The sequence below is a fragment of the Gordonia sp. 11cp genome (assembly GCF_057767225.1).
In genome coordinates this window covers 395445-415575 of the sequence record NZ_CM173437.1, presented here as the reverse complement: position 1 = coordinate 415575, position 20131 = coordinate 395445, and the positions used below count along the sequence as shown (strand labels likewise).

Annotated in this window: 2 protein-coding genes; both read left to right on the top strand. The window is 70.0% G+C overall.

What is annotated here, in order from left to right; all coding sequences use genetic code 11:
* The first annotated feature begins 645 nt into the window (after positions 1-645).
* Complete coding sequence (locus AC3B6C_RS01615; RefSeq protein WP_488374674.1) at positions 646-19032, top strand: amino acid adenylation domain-containing protein; 18387 nt, start codon at positions 646-648, stop codon at positions 19030-19032.
* Positions 19029-20084, top strand: coding sequence for a hypothetical protein (locus AC3B6C_RS01610; protein WP_488374673.1), 1056 nt, complete (start codon positions 19029-19031; stop codon positions 20082-20084). The genes AC3B6C_RS01615 and AC3B6C_RS01610 overlap by 4 nt, the downstream gene beginning before the upstream one ends.
* The last annotated feature ends 47 nt before the right edge of the window (positions 20085-20131 follow it).

Genomic DNA, 20131 nt, shown 5'->3' with positions numbered 1-20131 from the left:
CCGCCGCCGGTCGTCTGGCTCGAAGTCGGCCGGATGTGGACTGTGTCGTATCAGTGAATGACGCTGCGAATTCGAGTGATTCACCGCGGTGATTAAATCAAAGTGTGACCGGGGTATTCGACGATATTCCGGCGTTTAGCGTGGGGAAGTTCTTCGTTAGCAATAGAACCTAACTGTACGTATGACCTTTCTGGGCGATTCGTGACCAATGCGTTCAATGGGACCGATGAGGTGAGGGCTCAAATATCAACTGTCGCTTGTAGTTTGACAATAAAGCCAAGAATGATGAATCCGCATTCGATTTTTTCGCTTGCGCAACTGAAAATCAGAGACATGGACGAAAATCCATGCTTTTCTGAAAACTCATCCGACTAGACCATTCGATGTTTCGTGACGTTTTCGAGACGTTATCCCAGGTCTCATTACCGCACCTTTACCCACATTTTGCCTTTGCCGAAAATTGATGTCGGCGAATGTTAATCGGGAGTAATGTTCCGATTTGTCGACGGGGCGACAGCTCTCCAGGGGGGCTTCTTGGCTTGATCTTGCGCGGGGTCGTGGAATTCTTCGTCCCGTGGTCTGCGGGGTCCGCTCGGGTCGTCCCGCCTCGGACGAGTGCGATCTATACGAACGCATGGAGGCCAAGTGACCATCTCCGACAAGGACCTCGTACACCCGTCCGCGCATGCCGCGACGACCCACCCCACAACCGACGGCCGTTCGCCGGGACCGGTCGGCGCCGACGCCCCGACGAGACCGGAGTCCGGCGTCGACTCGCTGCCGCTGTCCGCCGCGCAACGCGGGATCTGGTTCGCGCAGCACCTCGCCGGGGATCTGCCGATCTCGGTGGCGCAGTACGTCGACATCGACGGCGAGCTGGACACCGAGTTGCTGGCAAGGGTCTGCCGGATCACCGGACGGGAGTTCGGATCGGGGCACCTCCGTCTGATCGTCGTCGACGGCGAACCACGGCAGTACGTGGCCGAGCAGGGCGGCCCGGTGAGCACCGTGGACCTGCGGGACGAGGCCGATCCGATCGCCTCGGCTCATCGGCTGATGCTGCTCGACTACACGAGACCGCTCGATCTGCTCGCGGATCACCTGATGACGAGCATCGTCTACCGAGTCGGGGACGAGCACTACATCTGGTATCTCCGTGCCCATCACATCGCGCTCGACGGGTTCGCCGCCGTGACGATGGTCCGGCGGATCACCGAGTTGTACAACGCTGCCGTTCGCGGCGACGCGGCCCCGCCGTCGAAGGCGAGCGACATCGCCGACATCATCGCCCAGGATGCGTCGTATCCGGGGTCGACCCGTCACGACAACGACCGGAAGTACTGGAGCGAACACCTCGAGGGCGCCCCACCGGTCGTCACGCTGGCCGGGCGGCACGGCAAGCCGACGCTGCACCCGATCCTGGTGAGCGCGCCGATACCCGAGGACACGGCTCGACTCCTCGACGTCGCCGCGCACGAGGGAGGCGGCGTCACCCCGGTGATCGTCGCGGCCTTCGCCGCGTACCTCGCGCGGATGACCGGAAGTGCCGAGGTGCTCCTCAGTCTGCCGGTGTCCGGCAGGCACTCGGCCGTGCTGCGCAGGTCGGGCGGCATGGTGGCGAACGTGGTGCCGCTGCGCGTGCCCGTCGCCGGCCGCACCCTCGGCGACGTGGTGACCTCCGTGCAGGGCGAGCTCCTGAGCGCCCTGCGCCGCCAGCGGTACCGCCAGGAGGACATCTTCGCCGACATGGGGATGGCGCGCGACGAGTCGGCGGCGTTCGGGCCCGCGGTGAACCTCATGATGGTCGACAGCGAGGTCGTCCTGGGCGAGGTCACCGGGCGGTTGCATGTATTGACCTCCGGTCCGACGTCCGATCTGTTCGTCAACATCTACCCGGGCGCGGGTAAGAGCAGCACGCACATCGACCTGCAGGGCAATCCGAACATCTACACCCCCGACGAGCTCACCGCGCACCACCGTCGGTTCCTGATGTTCCTGCACGAGTTCCTCGGCGGGGCGCCCGACGACCACGTGGGACGACTCCCGCTGCTCGACGAGCAGGAGCGCGCGACGTTGCTCCCCGTCCGGGGCGCCCAGGCCGCCCGGCCACGGCTGCTGGCCGAGATACTCGCCGACACCGTTGCGCGCCACGGTGATTCGATCGCGGTCTGCGCTCCGGGGCGCTCGATGACCTATCGCGAACTCGATGCCGCCTCGTCGCGACTCGCGCATCGCCTGCTGGCCGCCGGCTGTGCGCCGGAGGAGTCGGTCGCCGTCCTGTTGCGGCGATCCCTGGACACCGTCGTGGCCGTCTGGGCGGTGGCGAAGACCGGGGCCGCGATCGTTCAGGTGGATCCCGAGTACCCGCGCAAGCGGATCGAGCACATCTTCGCCGACAGCGGCGCCCGGGCCGCGATCACCGTCGACGAGTTCGCCGATCGCGTCCCGCCGGCAGCAGTCCGGATCGACGTCGGTCACCTCGCGCAGGGCGACGGCGCCGACGACCTGGGCGCAGGTGCCGGCACCGACGGCGCGGTGCGTGCGCGGCTCGAGAACGTCGCGTACCTGACCTACACATCCGGCTCGACCGGTGTGCCGAAGGGTGTGCAGGTCACCCACTCCGGCCTGGCGAGTCTCATCGCCGACCGGACCGAGGCGTACGGGCTCGGGCCCGAGTCGCGGGTGTCCTATGCGCTGTCCCCGAGCTTCGACGCGTCGATGGAACAGCTCCTGACCTGCTTCGCGACCGGAGCCGCGCTGGTGATCGTGCCTCCGGAGATCATCGGCGGCGACCGACTCACCCGGTTGCTGGCCGACGAGCGCGTGACCCACCTGACCCTGACGCCCGCGATGCTGGCGACCGTCGAACCGGAGCCGCTGACCCGGCTGCAGACGGTCGTCGTCGGCGGCGACAGGTGCGCGCCGCACGTCGTCGAACGCTGGACGCGGTCGGCGACGATGATCAACGAGTACGGACCTACCGAGTCGACGATCACGGCCGCGAGTTCGGTTGTCGAGCCCACCGGGAACGTCACCGTGGGCGGCCCCATCCGTGGGACATCGGTGATGGTCCTCGACCACGCGCTGGAGCCGGTGCCGATGGGGACCGCGGGCGAGCTGTACCTCGCCGGCCCCGGGCTGGCGCGCGGCTACGCGCACCTGTCCGGTCAGACCGCGGCTCGATTCGTGGCCCATCCGCACGGCGCGCCCGGCGCTCGTATGTACCGGACCGGCGATCTCGCCCGCTGGGTGGGACCGTCGGCATCTCCGAGACTGGAGTTGTTGGGCCGCACCGACTTCCAGCTGAAGATCCGCGGCTACCGGATCGAGCCCGGCGAGATCGATGCCGCCCTCACCGGCCACGTCGCGGTGGACCAGTCCGTCACCGTGCCCGCACGCAACCACGCCGGCACGACCGTCCTGGCCTCGTACGTGATGCCGGCCGCGGGTGAGCGGGCCGAGCCGGCGGAGCTGGAGCGTTTCGCGCGCGAATGTCTGCCGCCGCACCTGGTCCCGGCTGTGATCACGACTCTCGACGCCCTTCCGCTGAACTCGTTCGGCAAGGTCGACCGGCGGGCCCTGCCCGCACCCGTGTTCGCCTCCGCGCGGTCTGGCCGGCCGCCGTCCACTCCCCGGGAATACCAACTGGCGCAGCTCTTCTCCGAAGTCCTGGGAGTGGCGGAGGTGGGTGCCGACGACAGCTTCTTCGTCCTCGGCGGGGACAGCATCCTGTCGATCCAGCTCGTGGCACGGGCGAAGACGAACGGACTGTCGTTCACCACCCAGGACGTGTTCGAGCACAAGACCGTCGCCGCCCTCGCCGCGATGGCGTCCGACGTCGCCGACGACACCGGACTGGGCGAGCTGCCCGGCGGTGCCATCGGGTCCCTACCGCTGTCGCCGATCATGCACGCGATGCTCGAACGCGGTCCCATCGACCGGTTCGGCCAGGCGGCGCTCGTCGAACTCCCGCCCGCCGTCGAACGCGACGAACTGGTGCGCACGCTCGGCGCCGTCCTGGATCGGCACGACATTCTCCGGGCCGCGCTGGTCGACGATCTCGCCGACCAGCCGCACGTGGTGGTCCGCCCGCCCGGCACGATCGACGCCGGCGAGGCGCTGGAGCACGTGTGGCTGGAACGACGCGACGCCGATGAGGTCGACCGGCACCTCCAGGCCGCCGCCGACCGGCTGGACCCGCGGGCCGGTGAGCTGGTGAGGTTCGTCTGGATGCAGGATCGGGACCGCACCGTCCCCGACCTGATGTGGCTCGTCATCCACCATCTGGCCGTCGACGGGGTCTCCTGGCGGATCATCCTCGCCGACCTGGCGATGGCCTCGCACCACGTCCGAGAGGGTTTAGCTCCGCGTTTCGGTCCGCCGACCACGTCGGTGCGGCGCTGGGTCCACGGCCTGGTGGAGCAGGCCCCCGCGCGCACCACGGCCGAACTCGATCGGTGGACAGAGGTCATGTCGCCGGACGACCGGTTGCTCGGTCGTCGCGCGCTCGACCCGGATCGCGACATCGTCGCCACCGCCGGCCGTCTGCGGATGCGGATTCCGGCGGACGTGACCGAGGCGGTGCTCACCACCATCCCGGCGCGCTTCCACGGGAGTGCCAACGATGCCCTGCTCGCGGCTCTGGCCCTGGCGCTCGCGCAGTGGCGACGCCGGCGCGGGCAGGACGACGGCAGTGAACTGATCGCACTCGAAGGTCACGGCCGTGAAGAGGCCGCGGTACCCGGTGCGGACCTCACCTCGACGGTCGGCTGGTTCACCTCACGCTTTCCCGTCCGGCTCGAGCTGCACGGCGTCGACGTCGAGGACGCCCTGACCGGTGGCGACGCCGCGGGGCGGGCGATCAAACAGGTCAAGGAACAGCTGCGCGCGGCACCCGATCACGGCGTCGGATACGGCATGGTCCGATACCTCGATCCGATCGGTCGCGACCGGCTCGGCAGCCGGCCCGAACCCCAAATCAGCCTCAATTACCTGGGCCGGATGGGGACCGGCGACCACACCGGTCCCTGGATGCCGGCACGCGGCTTCGACGCGCTGGCCGGGACCGGTGACCCCTGGATGGCCCTGCCCGCCGTCATCGACATCAATGCGATCGCCGAACAGGGGCCGGCCGGCCTCGAACTCGATGCCGGGTGGGACTACGCATCGCTGGTGCTCGACCGGGTCGACGTCGAGGAGCTCGCGGGCCTGTGGGTGCAAGCGCTCAAGGGCCTCGCCCAGCACGTGCGTTCCGGGACAGCCGGCGGGCACACGCCGTCGGACTTCCCGCTGGTCTCGGCCACCCAGGCGGAGGTGGACGGATGGACCCGGGCCCACCCCTCGATCGTCGACGTGTGGCCGCTGACCGCGCTGCAGTCCGGACTGCTGTTCCACGCCACCTACGACGACGCCGCCGACGGCTACACGGTGCAGGCCGAACTGCGGCTGGGCGGGCACCTGCGACCAGAACGGATGCGGCGTGCGGCGCAGGCGCTGATCGACCGGCACGACAGTCTCCGCGTCGCGTTCGTCGAGACGGGCGCCGGGCCGCGCCAGATCCTCCTCGACGACGTGTCCGTCGACTGGTCGGACTCCGACCTCACCGGCATCGCCGACACCGGCGACCGGGACCGCGCACTGCGTGGACTCATCGCCGAGTCGGCCGCGCCGTTCGACCTGGCCCGTCCGCCCCTGCTGCGTTTCCGGCTGGTCCGGACGGGCAGCGGCGAGACCGCGGACGCCGACGAGTACCTGCTCTCGATCACCAACCATCACATCGTGCTCGACGGGTGGTCGATGCCCGTGCTCATCTCCGAGCTGTTGGGCCTGTACCTCACCGACCGCGACGAGAAGGGAGACACCGGTCTACCGGCGCCCCGGACCTTCCGGGACTACCTGCAGTGGCTGCACACCCGCGACCACGATGCGACGACGCGCGCGTGGCAGGAGACCCTCGCCGGGATCGAGAGCCCGACGCGGCTCACCGGTGTCCCGGAACGCGGCGCCACCGGCGAGGTCGGCGAGACCGGCCTCGAACTCGACATCGCGACGACGGAGGCGATCGCGGGACTCGGACGTGCCCACGGCGTCACCGCCAACACCTCGATCCAGGTGGCCTGGGCGCTGCTGCTCTCGATCATGACCGGACGGTCCGACGTCGTGTTCGGCAACACGGTGTCCGATCGTCCCGCCTCCATCCCGGGCATCGAGCAGATGATCGGACTGTTCATCAACACCCTCCCGGTACGAATCCGGCTCGACCCGGACGAGCGCGTGGTCGACCTGCTCACCCGGGCGCAGTCCGAGCAGGCGGCGATGCTCGACCACCGCGACATCGGTCTGGCCGAGCTGCAGCGGGTGACCGGGGTGGCCGACATGTTCGACACCGCAACCGTGCTGGAGTCCTACCCCGTCGATCCCGACGAGATCAACCGCATGCTCGTTGACGCGGGGCTGCGCTGGAACGGCCTGACCGCGCACGACGCGACCCCGTATCCGGTCAGCCTCCAGGTCACACCGCCCCGGCCCGGTCGAGCCGACCATTCGGCCACCGATCGATCCGGCACCTATGAACTGGTGCTGAAGTACGCCGTCGACCGCCTCGACCGGGAGTCCGCCGATGTGCTGCTCGAGCGGTTCGTGCTGCTGCTGCGGCAGATCGCCGCCGAACCGGGCCGCAAGGTCGCCGCGCTGGGCTCGTGCTGGGACACCGAACGCAGCGCACTGTGCCCGATCGAGGGCCCGCCCGCGGTGTCGGCCCGCGTGCTCCGGGACATCCTCGCGGAGACCGCCCGGCTGTACCCCGAGGCGCCTGCGGTACGGGCCGACGGCCTCACCATGACTTACCGCGAACTGGAACGCCGCGGCGATCGGCTCGCGGGTGAACTCGCCGCTCGTGGCGTCGGTCCGGAAACCGCAGTGGCGCTGGCGGTCCCGCGATCGGCCGCCCTCATCGTGGCGATCTGGGCGGTCGCGCGGACCGGAGCTGCCTTCGTCGCCGTCGACCCGGGAAACCCGGCGTACCGCATCGCCGAGCTGCTCACCGACGCGAGATCCACCATCGGGGTGACCGTCGACGCCGTCGTCCCGAACCTCCCGGACACCGTCGAGTGGCTGACCCTGGTCGGCCCCGGCACGCTTCCGCTGGGGGAGGGCGTCGCGTTTTCAGACCGGCCGGACCGCTCGCGCCCGCTCCGGCCCGACAATGCGGCCTACCTCATCTTCACGTCCGGTTCCACCGGCCGGCCCAAGGCCGTCCACATCACCCACCGCGGTCTCGCCGACCGGGTCGTCGAGTACGCGGAATCGTTCGCCGTGCAACCGGATTCGACGATCCTGCAGGTCGCGTCGCCAGGTTTCGACGCCTGCGTCTCGGAAGTACTGGTCGCGCACAGCGCCGGCGCGTGCCTGGTCGTCGCGCCGCCGGAGGTCTACGGCGGGTCCGAGCTCGAGGACCTGTTGCGGACCGAGCGGGTCTCGCACGCGATCATCACGCCGACCGTGCTCAACACGATGGACCCGTCCCGCCTGCCGGCACTGCGGATCATCGCGGTGGTCGGCGAGGCGACGGGCGCGGACATCGTGAACCGGTGGTCGCCGGGGCGTCGTCTGATGAACCACTACGGACCCACCGAGACCACGATCTGGGCGACCGGGGCCAACGATCTCCGGCCCGGTGAGCCGGTCACGATCGGAGAGCCGATCCGGGGTGTGTCCGCGTTCGTGCTCGACACCTGGTTGCGCCCGGTGCCCGTCGGGGTGGTCGGCGAACTCTATCTCGGCGGTCCCGGCCTCGCCCGCGGCTACTTCGACCGCCCGGGCGTCAGCGCCACACGGTTCGTGGCGGATCCCGTCCGCGGTTCCGGCGAACGCCTGTACCGCACCGGCGATGCGGTGCGGTGGGTACGCGCGGAGGGCGCTCTCCGGCTGGAGTACCTGGGGCGCAACGATCATCAGGTGAAGATCCACGGCCTGCGGATCGAGACCGGGGACATCGATGCCCACCTCGCGCGCAACGCCGGTGTCGCCCAGACGGCCACGGTGCTCCAGCGCGGACCGGGGGGTCGACCGGTGATCGTGTCCTACGTCGTGGGCACGCCCGACGAGACGATGGACGTGCACGCACTGCACGACGAACTCGCGAACACACTGCCGCACTACATGGTTCCCGCGGCGATCGTCGAACTGGAGTCGATGCCCGTCACCCGATCCGGGAAGGTCGACACGAAAGCACTGCGGCAGTGCGACTTCCGGGCTGAGAGCAGCGGCGGACGGCCGCCGGAGACGGCCGCCGAGCGGATCATCGCCGCCCTGTTCGCCGAGGTGCTGCAGCTCGACGACGTCACCGCCGACGACAATTTCTTCACGCTCGGCGGTGACAGCATCGTCTCGATGCAGCTGGTCGCGTCGGCGAAGGCCGCCGGCCTGTCCATCACCCCGCGCGCGGTCTTCGAGGCGAAGACCGTGGCCGCACTCGCCGCCGTCGCGACCGGGACCGACGGTGTCCGGCGCTCGAGCGGAAGCGCGGAAGCCCCGGCCGCCGAGTCGGCCGCGCACCTGGAGGAGTTGCCGGACATCGACCTCGACGGCCTCCGGCACCGCTTCCCGCGGCTCGCGGATGTATGGCCGCTGTCGCCGACACAGTCGGGTATCCACTTCCATTCGACGCTCGATCCCGACGTCGTGGACGACTACACCGTGCAGTCGACCATCGCCCTGTCCGGTCCGGTCGACGCGGACCTGCTGCGCCGCGCGGCGCAGGCTCTCGTGGATCGGCACGACATCTTGCGGACGGCGTTCGTCCCGACGTCGCAGGGTCCCCGGCAGATCGTCGTCGGCGGCGTCGAGGTGCGTTTCCGGGCCGTCGACCTCGCCGGCGGGGACCGGGCAGCGGCCCGCCGGATCGCGGCCGACGACGCCGCCGCGGGTTTCGACCTCGCCGAGCCGTCGCTGATCCGTTTCACCCTCGTGCAGCTCGACCGCGATCGCTTCGCACTCCACGTCACCAATCACCACGTGATCCTCGACGGCTGGTCGATGCCTCTGCTGCTCGGCGAACTCCTGCAGTACTACGGCGATCCCGCGCAGATCGGCGCGGCCGGACCGGCGGCGTCGTACCGGGACTACCTCTCGTGGCTCGCCGATCAGGATCACGACGCCTCGGCGGCCGCGTGGGCGCGGGCCTACGCCGACGTCGACGGCCCCACCCGGGTGACCCGTCGCGGTGCCTCGACCACCGGGGTCGCCGCCGGCGAGATCACGGCCGAACTCCCCGGGCAGGAGTATGCGCGCCTGCGGTCGGCGGCCGCGGAGTCCGCCGTGACGGTCGGCACCGCGTTGTCGGCGGCATGGGCGCTCGTCCTGCGAACCCTCACCGGTGACACGGATGTGGTCCTGGGCTCCGCGGTGGCCGGACGACCACCGGAGCTGCCCGGCGTCGATCGGGCGCTGGGCATGTTCCTCAACACGGTGCCGATCCGCGTCCGTCTCGATCCATCGATGTCGTTGCGTGAGTTGCTGGTACACGTGCAGGACACGAATGCGCTGGTCCTCGACCACCACTACGTCGGACTCCCGGCCATCCATCGCGCGGTGGGCAGGCCGGACCTGTTCGACACCGCGCTGGCCTTCCAGTCGTTCCCGCTGCGCGAGGACGTGCTGCAACAGCTGGTCGCCTCGGCCGGACTGCACGTCGACGGCATCACCGGACTCGACGCCACGCCCTACCCGCTGAGCGTCGTCGTGGCGCCGAAGGTCGACGGTGGCGAGGGCGAACCGGGACTCGGGATCACGGTGCGGTTCCACCGGGACGAGTTCGACGAGAGCCGTGCGCGTGAGATCGTGGACCACTTCGTCGAGTGCCTGGCCCGAATCGCCGACGAGCCGGGCTCGCGGCTCGGCGACCTCCGCCCGGCCGGGCACGAGGCCGGCGCCGGTCGGATCGACGAGATGCCGCAACCGGCGACCCTTCTCGACATTCTCACCGCCGCGGCTGCGCACGACCCGGATGCGGGCGCGGTGACGTGCGGTGAGCGGTCGATGTCGTACCGGCAGCTGACAGACGAGTCCGACCGGGTGGCCCGGCAGATCCTGCGCCGTGCGGAGGGGCGCGTGGTGGCGTGCGCCCTGCCGCGGTCGGTCGAGGCGGTCATCGCGATCTGGGCCGCGGCGAAGGCGGGGGTGCCGTTCCTGCCGCTGGATCCGAACCTGCCTGCCGAACGCATCGAGTTCGTCCTCGCCGATTCCCGTGCCGGCCTGGGGATCACGGTCGGCGCGTGCCGGGCGGGACTGCCCGACAGCGTCGACTGGATCGTCCTCGACGATCCGCGGGCGGACCCCCGCTCCCTGAGGAGCGAGCTTGCGAGCGTCTCGGACCCCCGCTCCCTGAGGAGCGAGCTTGCGAGCGTCTCGAAGGGTCAACCCTCCGGCCCGGTCACCGACGCCGAACGGGGCGGCCCGATCCGGATCGGGGACAACGCCTACGTGATCTACACCTCGGGGTCCACGGGCACACCGAAGGGTGTGGTCGTCTCCCACCGTGGACTCGCGCATGTCGTCGAGGCCCAGCGCGCGGTCCTCGGCGTCGATCCCTCGTCGACGGTGCTCCAGGTGGCCTCGCCGAGCTTCGACGCCTTCGTGTTCGAGCTGTTGATGGCGCACGGTTCCGGGGGACGGCTGGTTGTGTCGCCGCCAGAGGTATACGGTGGCCCCGACCTCGCGAACCTGATACGGCGAGAGAAGATCTCACACGCGGTACTGACCCCGTCGGCTCTGGCCACGGTGCCGGCCGACGGTCTCGACGCCCTGCGCGTGCTGGCGACCGCGGGTGAACCGGTCGGTCCCGAGCTGGTCTCCCGCTGGGCTGGTGGACGCCGGATGGTCAACCTCTACGGACCGACCGAAGCCACCATCTGGGCCACCGCGAGCACGCCGTTGCGCGTGGGCGAACCGATCACGATCGGAACCGCGGTGGGGCCCGTCGGCACGTTGGTGCTCGACTCGTGGCTGCGCCCGGTCCCGCAGGGCGTCGTCGGCGAGTTGTACCTCGTGGGACCCGGACTGGCCGACAGCTACGTCAATCGCGCCGCGACGACCGCCGCGCGATTCGTGCCCTGCCCGGCCGATGGGCCCGGCACCCGGATGTACCGGACGGGTGATCTCGTCCGGATCTCCCGCGCCGGTGATCTGGAGTATCTGGGACGCAACGACTTCCAGGTGAAGGTGCGTGGCACTCGGGTCGAGGTCGCCGAGATAGACGCACGCCTCGGGTCGCGCGACGGCGTCGCGTACGCCGTGACCGTCCCACACGGGGGGAGCGGAACGCCGCAGTGTCTGGTGTCGTACGTGACCGCCGCCCCGGGGGTGTCGCTGTCCGGTGCCGAGCTTCGCAGGTCGCTCGAGCAGACGCTGCCCGCCTACATGGTTCCGGCCGCGGTCGTCGTACTGGACGAGATCCCACTCACCCCGACCGGCAAGCTGGATCGGCGTCGACTCCCCGAACCGGTCTTCGCCGCACGGGAATTCCGCGCGCCGTCCAACCGCGTCGAGGCCACGGTCGCCGCCGTCTTCGGGGAGGTCCTCGGGATTCGGCGAGTAGGCGCCGACGACGACTTCTTCGCCCTGGGCGGCGACTCGCTGAGCGCATCCGTGGTGACCGCGCGGCTGGGTGCGGAGCTCGGGGTCCGGATCCCGCTGCGATCGGTCTTCGAGGCGCCCGGCGTCGCGGCCCTGGCGGAGCTCGCCGCATCGTCGGTCGGCGCCCGGCGCACACCCTTGACGGCTGCTGTTCGTCCGAAGCGCATCCCGTTGTCGCTGGCGCAGCAGCGGATGTGGTTCCTCAACCGGATGGAGCCCGAGTCGCCGGCCTACAACATCCCGGTGGTCCTCGAGCTGACGGGACACGTGGACCTCTCGGCACTCGAGCAGGCACTGGGGGACGTCGTGGGGCGGCACGAGGTACTGCGGACGATCTATCCCGAGACCGACGGCGAGCCATGCCAACTCATCCTCGACGAGGCCCCGGTGATCCTGGAGTCGGTCCGGGCGTCTGTCGCCGAGGTCGAGGACGTCGTCGTCGGCTTCGTCCGTCGCGGCTTCGACGTGACCGCGTCGGTGCCGATGCGGGTGGCAGTGGTCGCGGTCGATCCGGACGGAGCCGGAGCGGTCCCGGGGTCGCGGGCCGACGGACGTTTCCTGCTGGTGCTCGTGGTCCATCACATCGCCGGGGACGGGCAGTCCATGGCGCCGCTGGCGCGAGATGTGATGACCGCCTACACCGCCCGGCTCGCCGGAGGCGAACCGTCCTGGGAGCCACTGGCGATCCAATACGCCGACTACGCCCTGTGGCAGCGAGAGGTTCTCGGCCGCAACGACGATCCGGACTCGCTGATGCGCAGCCAGCTCGACTTCTGGCGGTCGGCCATGGCCGACGCCCCCGACGTGCTCGATCTGCCCACCGACCGGCCGCGTCCGCCGGTGGCGACACTCGCCGGCGGGCAGGTGCCGGTCGCGATCGACGCCCGCCTGCACGGTCAGCTCCTCGCTCTGGCGCGCGCTCACGGCGCGTCGCTGTTCATGGTCCTGCATGCCGCGCTCGCGACGGTCCTCAACCGGCTGAGCGGCGGGGACGACGTCGTGATCGGCACACCCGTTGCCGGGCGCGGCGAACCGGGCCTGGAACCGATCGTCGGCATGTTCGTGAACACCCTCGCGCTCCGTACCGATCTCGACGCCGCGGAGTCGTTCGCCGGATTGCTCGACCGCGTCCGCGATGTCGACCTGGACGCCTTCGAGCACTCCGACGTACCGTTCGAGCGGATCGTCTCCGAACTCAATCCACAACGGTCCACCGCTCACCATCCGCTGTTCCAGGTCGCCCTCGCGTTCCAGGACCTGTCCGGCGTCGACCTCGAACTACCGGACATGCGCGTGTCCCGTGCGCAGGCGGACACCGGCATCTGCCAGTTCGACCTCCAGCTGGTGCTCGCCGAGTCGTACACGGACACCGGAGCGGCGCAGGGGATCTCCGGAACGATGATGTTCGCCCGCGATCTCTTCGACCCCGCGACCGTGGCGGTCTTCGTCCGCCGCCTGCAGCTCGTTCTCGATGCGATCGTCACCGACGCGTCGACCCCCGTCGGCGACATCGACTGGCTCGGTGGCACCGAGCGCGCCGAACTGCTGTCGGTCGTCGGATCGGGTGCGGTGACCGAGCCCAGGCTGCTGCCGGAGGTCTTCGCGAACGCCGTCGAGATCGATCCCGACGGTGCGGCGGTGATCGCCGGCGACGTCGAGCTGTCCTACGGTGACCTCGATCGCCGATCGAATCGTCTTGCTCGGCAGCTGATCCGGAGCGGAGCTGCACCGGAGCGGCCGGTGGTGGTGGCCGTCGAGCGGTCGGTCGACTCACTGGTGGCCTGGTGGGCCGTCGTGAAGTCGGGTGCCCCCTACGTTCCGGTCGATCCGCACTACCCGGCTGCACGCATCGAGCAGATGGTGTCCGATTCCGCTGCGTCACTGGGGATCACGACAGGCCAATCGCGGCCGGCGTTGTCCGGCGCGGTCGACTGGGTGGTCCTCGACGATCCCGCGACCACCACAGCGGTCGACGAACAGTCGTCCTCGCCGATCGAACAGTCCGATCGGGTGTGCCCGGTCCGACCCGCGAACACCGCGTGGGTCGTCTTCACATCCGGTTCGACCGGCGTGCCGAAGGGTGTCGCCGTCTCGCATGCGGGCGTCGCGGACTACCTCGCCACGCTGCACGCCGACCGATCCGGCGGAACAGCCCCGCGGGTCCTGCATTTCGCCTCCCCGTCCTTCGACGCATCGCTGCTGGAGATCCTGCTGGCCGTGAGCGCCGCGGGCACGCTGGTGGTGGCACCCACCGGGATGCGGGGCGGTCGGGAACTGGCCGACTTCCTCCGCAACCACCGCGTCTCCCACGCATTCGTCACCCCGGCCGCGCTGGCCTCGGTGGACCCGGACGGGCTCGACGACCTGCGGGTCGTCCTGTCGGGAGGTGACGAGGTGCCGACCGATCTGGTGAGCCGGTGGGTGGGTACCGATCCGGCCGGCGCCAGGCAGTTCCGCGTGCTGTACGGCCCCACCGAGGCGACCATCGTGGCCACCGCGACGGCTCCGATGCGGGTGGGGGAACGTTCGTCGATCGGGTCGGCGGTCGCCGGAATGCAGACACTCGTGCTCGACCCGCGCCTGCACCCGGTGCCGGACGGGGTCGCCGGCGAGCTCTACCTCTCCGGACCCGCGCTGGCGCGCGGTTATCTGAACCGCCCGGGGGTGTCGGCGGCCCGGTTCGTCGCCCACCCCGCCGGCCGTGCGGGAGAACGCGTGTACCGGACGGGTGACATCGTCCGCCGGAACTCTGCGGGGCGACTGGAATTTCTGGGACGCAACGACTTCCAGGTGAAGGTGCATGGTTTCCGGGTCGAACTCGGGGAGATCGACGCGGCGCTGGCCGACCGGGCCGCGGTGGCCTTCGCCGTCACCGTTCCGCGGCACGACCCCGGTATCGGCATGCGCCTGGTGTCCTACGTGGTGCCCGCGCCGGGCGTCGCCCTCGTCGGCGAGAAGTTGCGTGCCGGCCTCGGCGAGGTCCTGCCGTCGTACATGGTTCCGGCCGCGGTCGTGGTCCTCGACGAGATCCCGCTGACGCCGAGCGGGAAACTCGACCGGCGTGCCCTACCCGCACCCGTCGTCACCACCAGGAGCTTCCGTGCGCCGGCCACGCCGGTCGAGGAGATCGTCGCGGGAGTGTTCGCCGACGTCCTGTCCGCCGGCGCCGCGGTGGGTGCCGACGACGACTTCTTCGACCTCGGTGGGAACAGCCTCGCCGCCACCCGCGTGGTGGCGAGAATCGGTGCGGCGCTCGACACCACGATCCCGGTCGCGATGCTCTTCGAGGCGTCCACGGTGACGCGGCTGGCGGCGCGTGCGGAATCCCACGCGGACACCGGACGCGTCGGCCTGGTGGCGCACACTCGTCCGGAACGGGTCCCGCTGTCCTACGCCCAGCAGCGCATGTGGTTCCTGAACCGGATCGAACCCGAGTCGCCCGCGTACAGCATCCCGATCGTGGTGCGGCTGTCCGGCAGCCTCGATGTCGACGCGCTCCACCGGGCGATCGGCGACGTCGTCGACCGCCACGAGATCCTGCGTACCGTGTATCCCTTCGCCGAGGGGGAGCCGGCCCAGGTGATCCTCCCGGCCGAGGCCGACGTCGTCCCGATGGAGGTCACCCGGCTCGCCGAACACGAGGTGGACCAGGCGATCTCGGATCTGATCGGGACACCGTTCGATCTGACCGCCCAGGCGCCGACGCGCATCGTGCTCTTCGAGCTCGGCGGCGACGAATGGGTGCTCGCCGTCGTCCTGCACCACATCGGCGGAGACGGGTCGTCGTTGACGCCGCTCGCGCGGGACATCATGACGGCCTACGTCGCGCGTACGCAGGGGGAGGCGCCCGGATGGGAGCCGCTGCCGGTGCAGTATGCCGACTACGCGATCTGGCAACGCGCCGTCCTGGGTTCCGAGTCGGACCCGGACTCGTTGCTGCGCGCGCAGATCGACTATTGGGCGGAGCAGTTGGCCGACACACCACCGCTCCTCGAACTGCCCACCGACCGGCCGCGCCCGGCCACGCAGTCCTACGCCGGGGGCTCGGTCGGCCTCACCGTCGACGCCGATCTGCACGCCGGGCTCCAGCGGGTTGCCCGCGCGCACAACACGACCCTGTTCATGGTCTTCCACGCCGCGCTGGCGGCTGTGCTCGCCCGGCTCGCCGCGACCGACGACGTCGCCATCGGCACCCCGTACGCCGGACGCGGGGAACGCGAGCTCGACGAACTGATCGGCATGTTCGTCAACACCCTCGTCCTCCGCACGAGGGTGCGCAACGGGATGTCGTTCGGCGAGTTGATCGACGACGTGCGCGTCACCGACCTCGCGGCGTTCGGTCACGCCGACGTCCCGTTCGAGCGGCTCGTCTCCGAACTCAACCCCGTCCGCTCCGACGCCCACAACCCCCTGTTCCAGGTGATGCTGGCGTTCCAGAACATCTCCACCACCGACATCGAACTACCCGAACTGTCGGTGCGTGCTGTCGAACCGGACACCGGACTGGCCCTGTTCGACCTGCAGGTGACGGTGGCCGACACCTACGACGCGAACGGCGCGCCGGCCGGCATCACCGGCGGGGTCACCTTCGCGGCCGACCTCTTCGACGCCTCGACCGTGGAGCGGTTCGTCGAGCGGCTGGTGGGGATGCTCGAGGCCATGGCGACCGACGTCGATCGTCCCGTCCACGACGTCGAGTTGCTCGACGACGCCGAACGGTATGCGGCGCTGGAGGGTCCGAACGCGACGTCGCACGACGTGAACTCCGCCGAAACCCTGGCCTCGATGTTCGCCGCAGCCGCTCTCGCACACGCCGATGACATCGCGGTGGTCTCCGGGACGGTCTCGCAGAGCTATGCGGAGTTCTCCGGGCGGGTGAATCGGCTGGCCCGCTGGATGATCGCTCGGGGAGTGGGTCCGGACGCGCTGGTCGCTCTTCGCATGCGGCGCTCGCTCGACCAGCTCACCGCGATGTACGCGGTGCATGCCGCGGGCGGTGGCTATGTGCCGATCGACCCGGATCATCCCGCCGAACGGATCGACTACATGATCGAGTGCGCCGCGCCCGTGCTGGTGCTGTCCTCACTCGACGCCGTCGACCTGTCGGAGTTAGACGACTCGCCGGTGAGCGACGACGCCCGGATCAGACCGCTGAACCCGGATGCCCTCGCCTACGTGCTGTTCACCTCCGGTTCCACGGGCAGGCCCAAAGGTGTTGCCGTGTCGCATCGTTCGGTGGTCAACCAGGTGCGCTGGATCTGTGCCGAGTACGGCCTCGACCGGGCGGACGTGGTGTTGCAGAAGACCCCTGCGACGTTCGACGTGTCGGTGTGGGAACTGTTCGCGACTCTGGCGGTGGGTGCCCGGCTGGTCATCGCGCGACCGGATGGCCACACCGATCCGCGATACCTGGCCGAGGTCATGTCCGCGCATCGGGTCACCGTCACGTCGTTCGTGCCGTCGATGCTGGCGGTGTTCGCCGATGCCCTGCCCGTGGGCTCGGTGACGTCGCTGCGGGCACTGCTCGTGGCCGGTGAGGCATTCGGGCCCGATGTGGTGGACGCCGCCCGCCGCGCGCTGCCGGGGGTGGAGCTGCACAACCTCTACGGGCCGACGGAGTTCACGGTGCACGCGACCGCCTCCGCGGTGGGCACGGCCGACGACGGTGCGGTGCCGATGGGGGCGCCGGTGTGGAATGCCCGCGCCTACGTGCTGGATTCGCGGATGCGGCCGGTGCCGGTGGGTGTGACCGGAGACCTGTATCTGTCCGGTACGCAGGTGGCGCGCGGCTATCACGGACGCCCCGGTCTGACCGCCGATCGTTTCGTGGCCGATCCGTTCGCCGCCGGCGCCCGGATGTACCGCACCGGTGACCTGGTGCGTCGTCGCCGGAGCGGTGAGCTGGAGTACCTGGGACGCAGCGACTTCCAGGTCAAGCTCCGCGGATTGCGCATCGAACTCGGCGAGATCGAGGCGGTGTTCGCCGCGCATCCGGATGTCGCCCGTGCGGCGGCCGCGGTCACCTCCACCGACGCGGTCGACTATCTCACCGTCTATCTGGTGCCGTCCGGGCCGGACCGCGGCGATGCGAGGGGATCGTTGGACACCGCCGAGGTCACCGCATTCGCCTCGGCAGCGCTTCCGGGATACATGATCCCCACGGCGGTGATGGTGCTCGACTCGCTGCCGCTCACCGCCTCGGGCAAGCTCGACCGGGCTCGGCTGCCGCAGCCGCCGCGCGACGCCTCCGGGTTCCGCGCACCGTCGTCGTGGCTGGAGACCGAGATCGCGCGGACATTCGAGCACGTGCTCGGCGTGCCCAGAGTCGGGGCCGATGACGACTTCTACGCCCTCGGCGGCAACTCGCTGAGATCGGTGCAGGTGGTCAACGATCTCGAGACCGAGTTGCACGTGGAGATCCCGATCCGGTGGATGCTCTCCGATTCGAGTCCGGCCGACCTCGCCCGGCGGATCGAGGCCGGGACAGGCACCGGGTTCGACCCCGAACACGACTCCGCGGCCGGGCCCGGTGGCCCCGGGTCGCGCAGTGTAGGACTCGACGTGCTGCTCCCGATCCGCCCGGACGGCGACCAGCCGCCGCTGTTCTGCATCCATCCCGCGTCGGGACTGGCCTGGTGCTACCAGACGCTGAGCCGACACATCCCGGCCGGCCGGCCGGTCTACGGCCTGCAGGCGCCGCAGATCGGTGGTGAGGTGCCCGGTCCCACGACGATGTCCGACATCGCGCGCAGGTACTTCGACGAGATCCGGGCGGTACAGGCCGACGGGCCGTATCACCTGCTGGGCTGGTCGTTGGGAGGTGTGATCGCCCACGCGGTGGCCGCCGAGATGCGCGCGGCCGGTCACGAGGTCGCGCTGCTGGCGATGCTCGACGCGGAGGCCGACGGCGTCGACACGTCGGCGATCACCGCCGTCACGGCGGGCGAACTGATCAGCAACCTCGGACCGGTGCTCGGCATCGACTTCGTGAGTTCGGACGCGACCGCCGAACGCGCCGCCGAGCAGATCGCCGAGCGTCTCGGAGACGGATTCGGCATCGATGCCGCGACGATCGAGCGGCTGACCGACGCCTACAACCTGTTGATCCGTGCGACCGGTGAGTGGCACCCGCCGGTCGTCGATGCCGACGTGCTCTACTTCACCGCCGTGCGCGATCGACGACCGGATGCGGTGGGTGCCGACGGGTGGGGTCGCCACATCCGGGGAAGCATCACGAATGTCGACGTGGACTCCCACCACCTGGGGATGACCGAGAACGAGGCGATCGTGCAGATCGCCGCCGTGCTCGACGAGCACCTGACGCCCGAAAGTGCCACGCGGAAGGCCGGTTCGGGGTTAGCGTTTTCTCACGATGATCGGTTCACCATCAAGAAATGAGGTCGTCCATGGACAAGATCGGCAAATCCGGCGCACACCGGTGCCCACGTCCGCGCGGTCGCCGCCCGGCCGGCGCCCTGCTCGGCTGCGCATTGGCCGCATCGCTCACGGTGACGGTTCCGGCCCTCGCCCAGGCGGCCTCGCCCGGTGTCGCCCTGCCCGTCCCGCTGATACCCACGACATCGACTCCAGGGGAACAAGCGCTGTCCGGCAACGCCTTCCGGATCGCGCGCGTCGACGCCTCGTTGGTGTCGGACGCCGCCCCCGTGGTGGTCGGTCAGTGGCCGGAAGCGGGCTCGGCCGTCGGATCGCCGGCTCCGAGGCACCTGCGGCCGCTGGGTCAGGTCGTGGTGCCGGTCGCTGCCGCCGATGCCGGAGACCGGGTCCGGGTCGGCAACCTCGACATGACCCGTCCGAATGCGGTGTCGCCGGAACTGGCGGCGCAGATCTCGGCGGGTTCCGGTGAGATCGTGCAGGGAATCTCGGATGTGTTGCGCAGCAATGGTGTTTCGGCCGATCGAGCGGACCGGGTGGCCGAGCAGATGGTCGGCGACGCGGCGGTCGGCGGGGTCATCGGTGCAGGCGTGGCAGCGCCCCTCGCCCTCGCGGTCGGTGGCGTTGTGGGTGCCCCACTGGGTCTGATCCTCACATTGCCGTTGTGGCCCACCGGACTCGTCGTCGGGCCGTTGGTGGGGACGGCCGTGGTCGCCACCCTCGTCGCGCTGCCCGCGGTCGCCGCCGGTGTCGCGATCGGCGCCGCGCACGGCTACGACAAGGGCTGGAAGGTACCGATCAGCGGGCCGCGGCATCTGCGCCCGGACACCGGGGAGGTGGCGACCGAACGGTCCGTCGTCCCGCATCAGGCAAAGCATGCCGCATCCGCGCCGGTCGTCGCCCCGGAGGTCACCGGGCCCGTCTCCCGCCGGCCGGCCCCGACTCCCGCCGTCAAGCGGGTGGAGCCCATGGGGTCTGCCGGGAGTGGTCCGGCGGACTGCTCGATCGTGCGCAAGATGGAGGTGGCGCTGCGGGGAGGCGTGATCGGGACCTGCTAGTCGTCGAGCCTCCCGGGATTCCGTAGCGACAATGCGCGCCAGATACG

What these genes read in the sequence shown, in the direction of transcription:
- AC3B6C_RS01610 (WP_488374673.1), top strand. Translation starts at nt 19,029, where the DNA reads ATGAGGTCGTCCATGGACAAGATCGGCAAATCCGGCGCACACCGGTGC.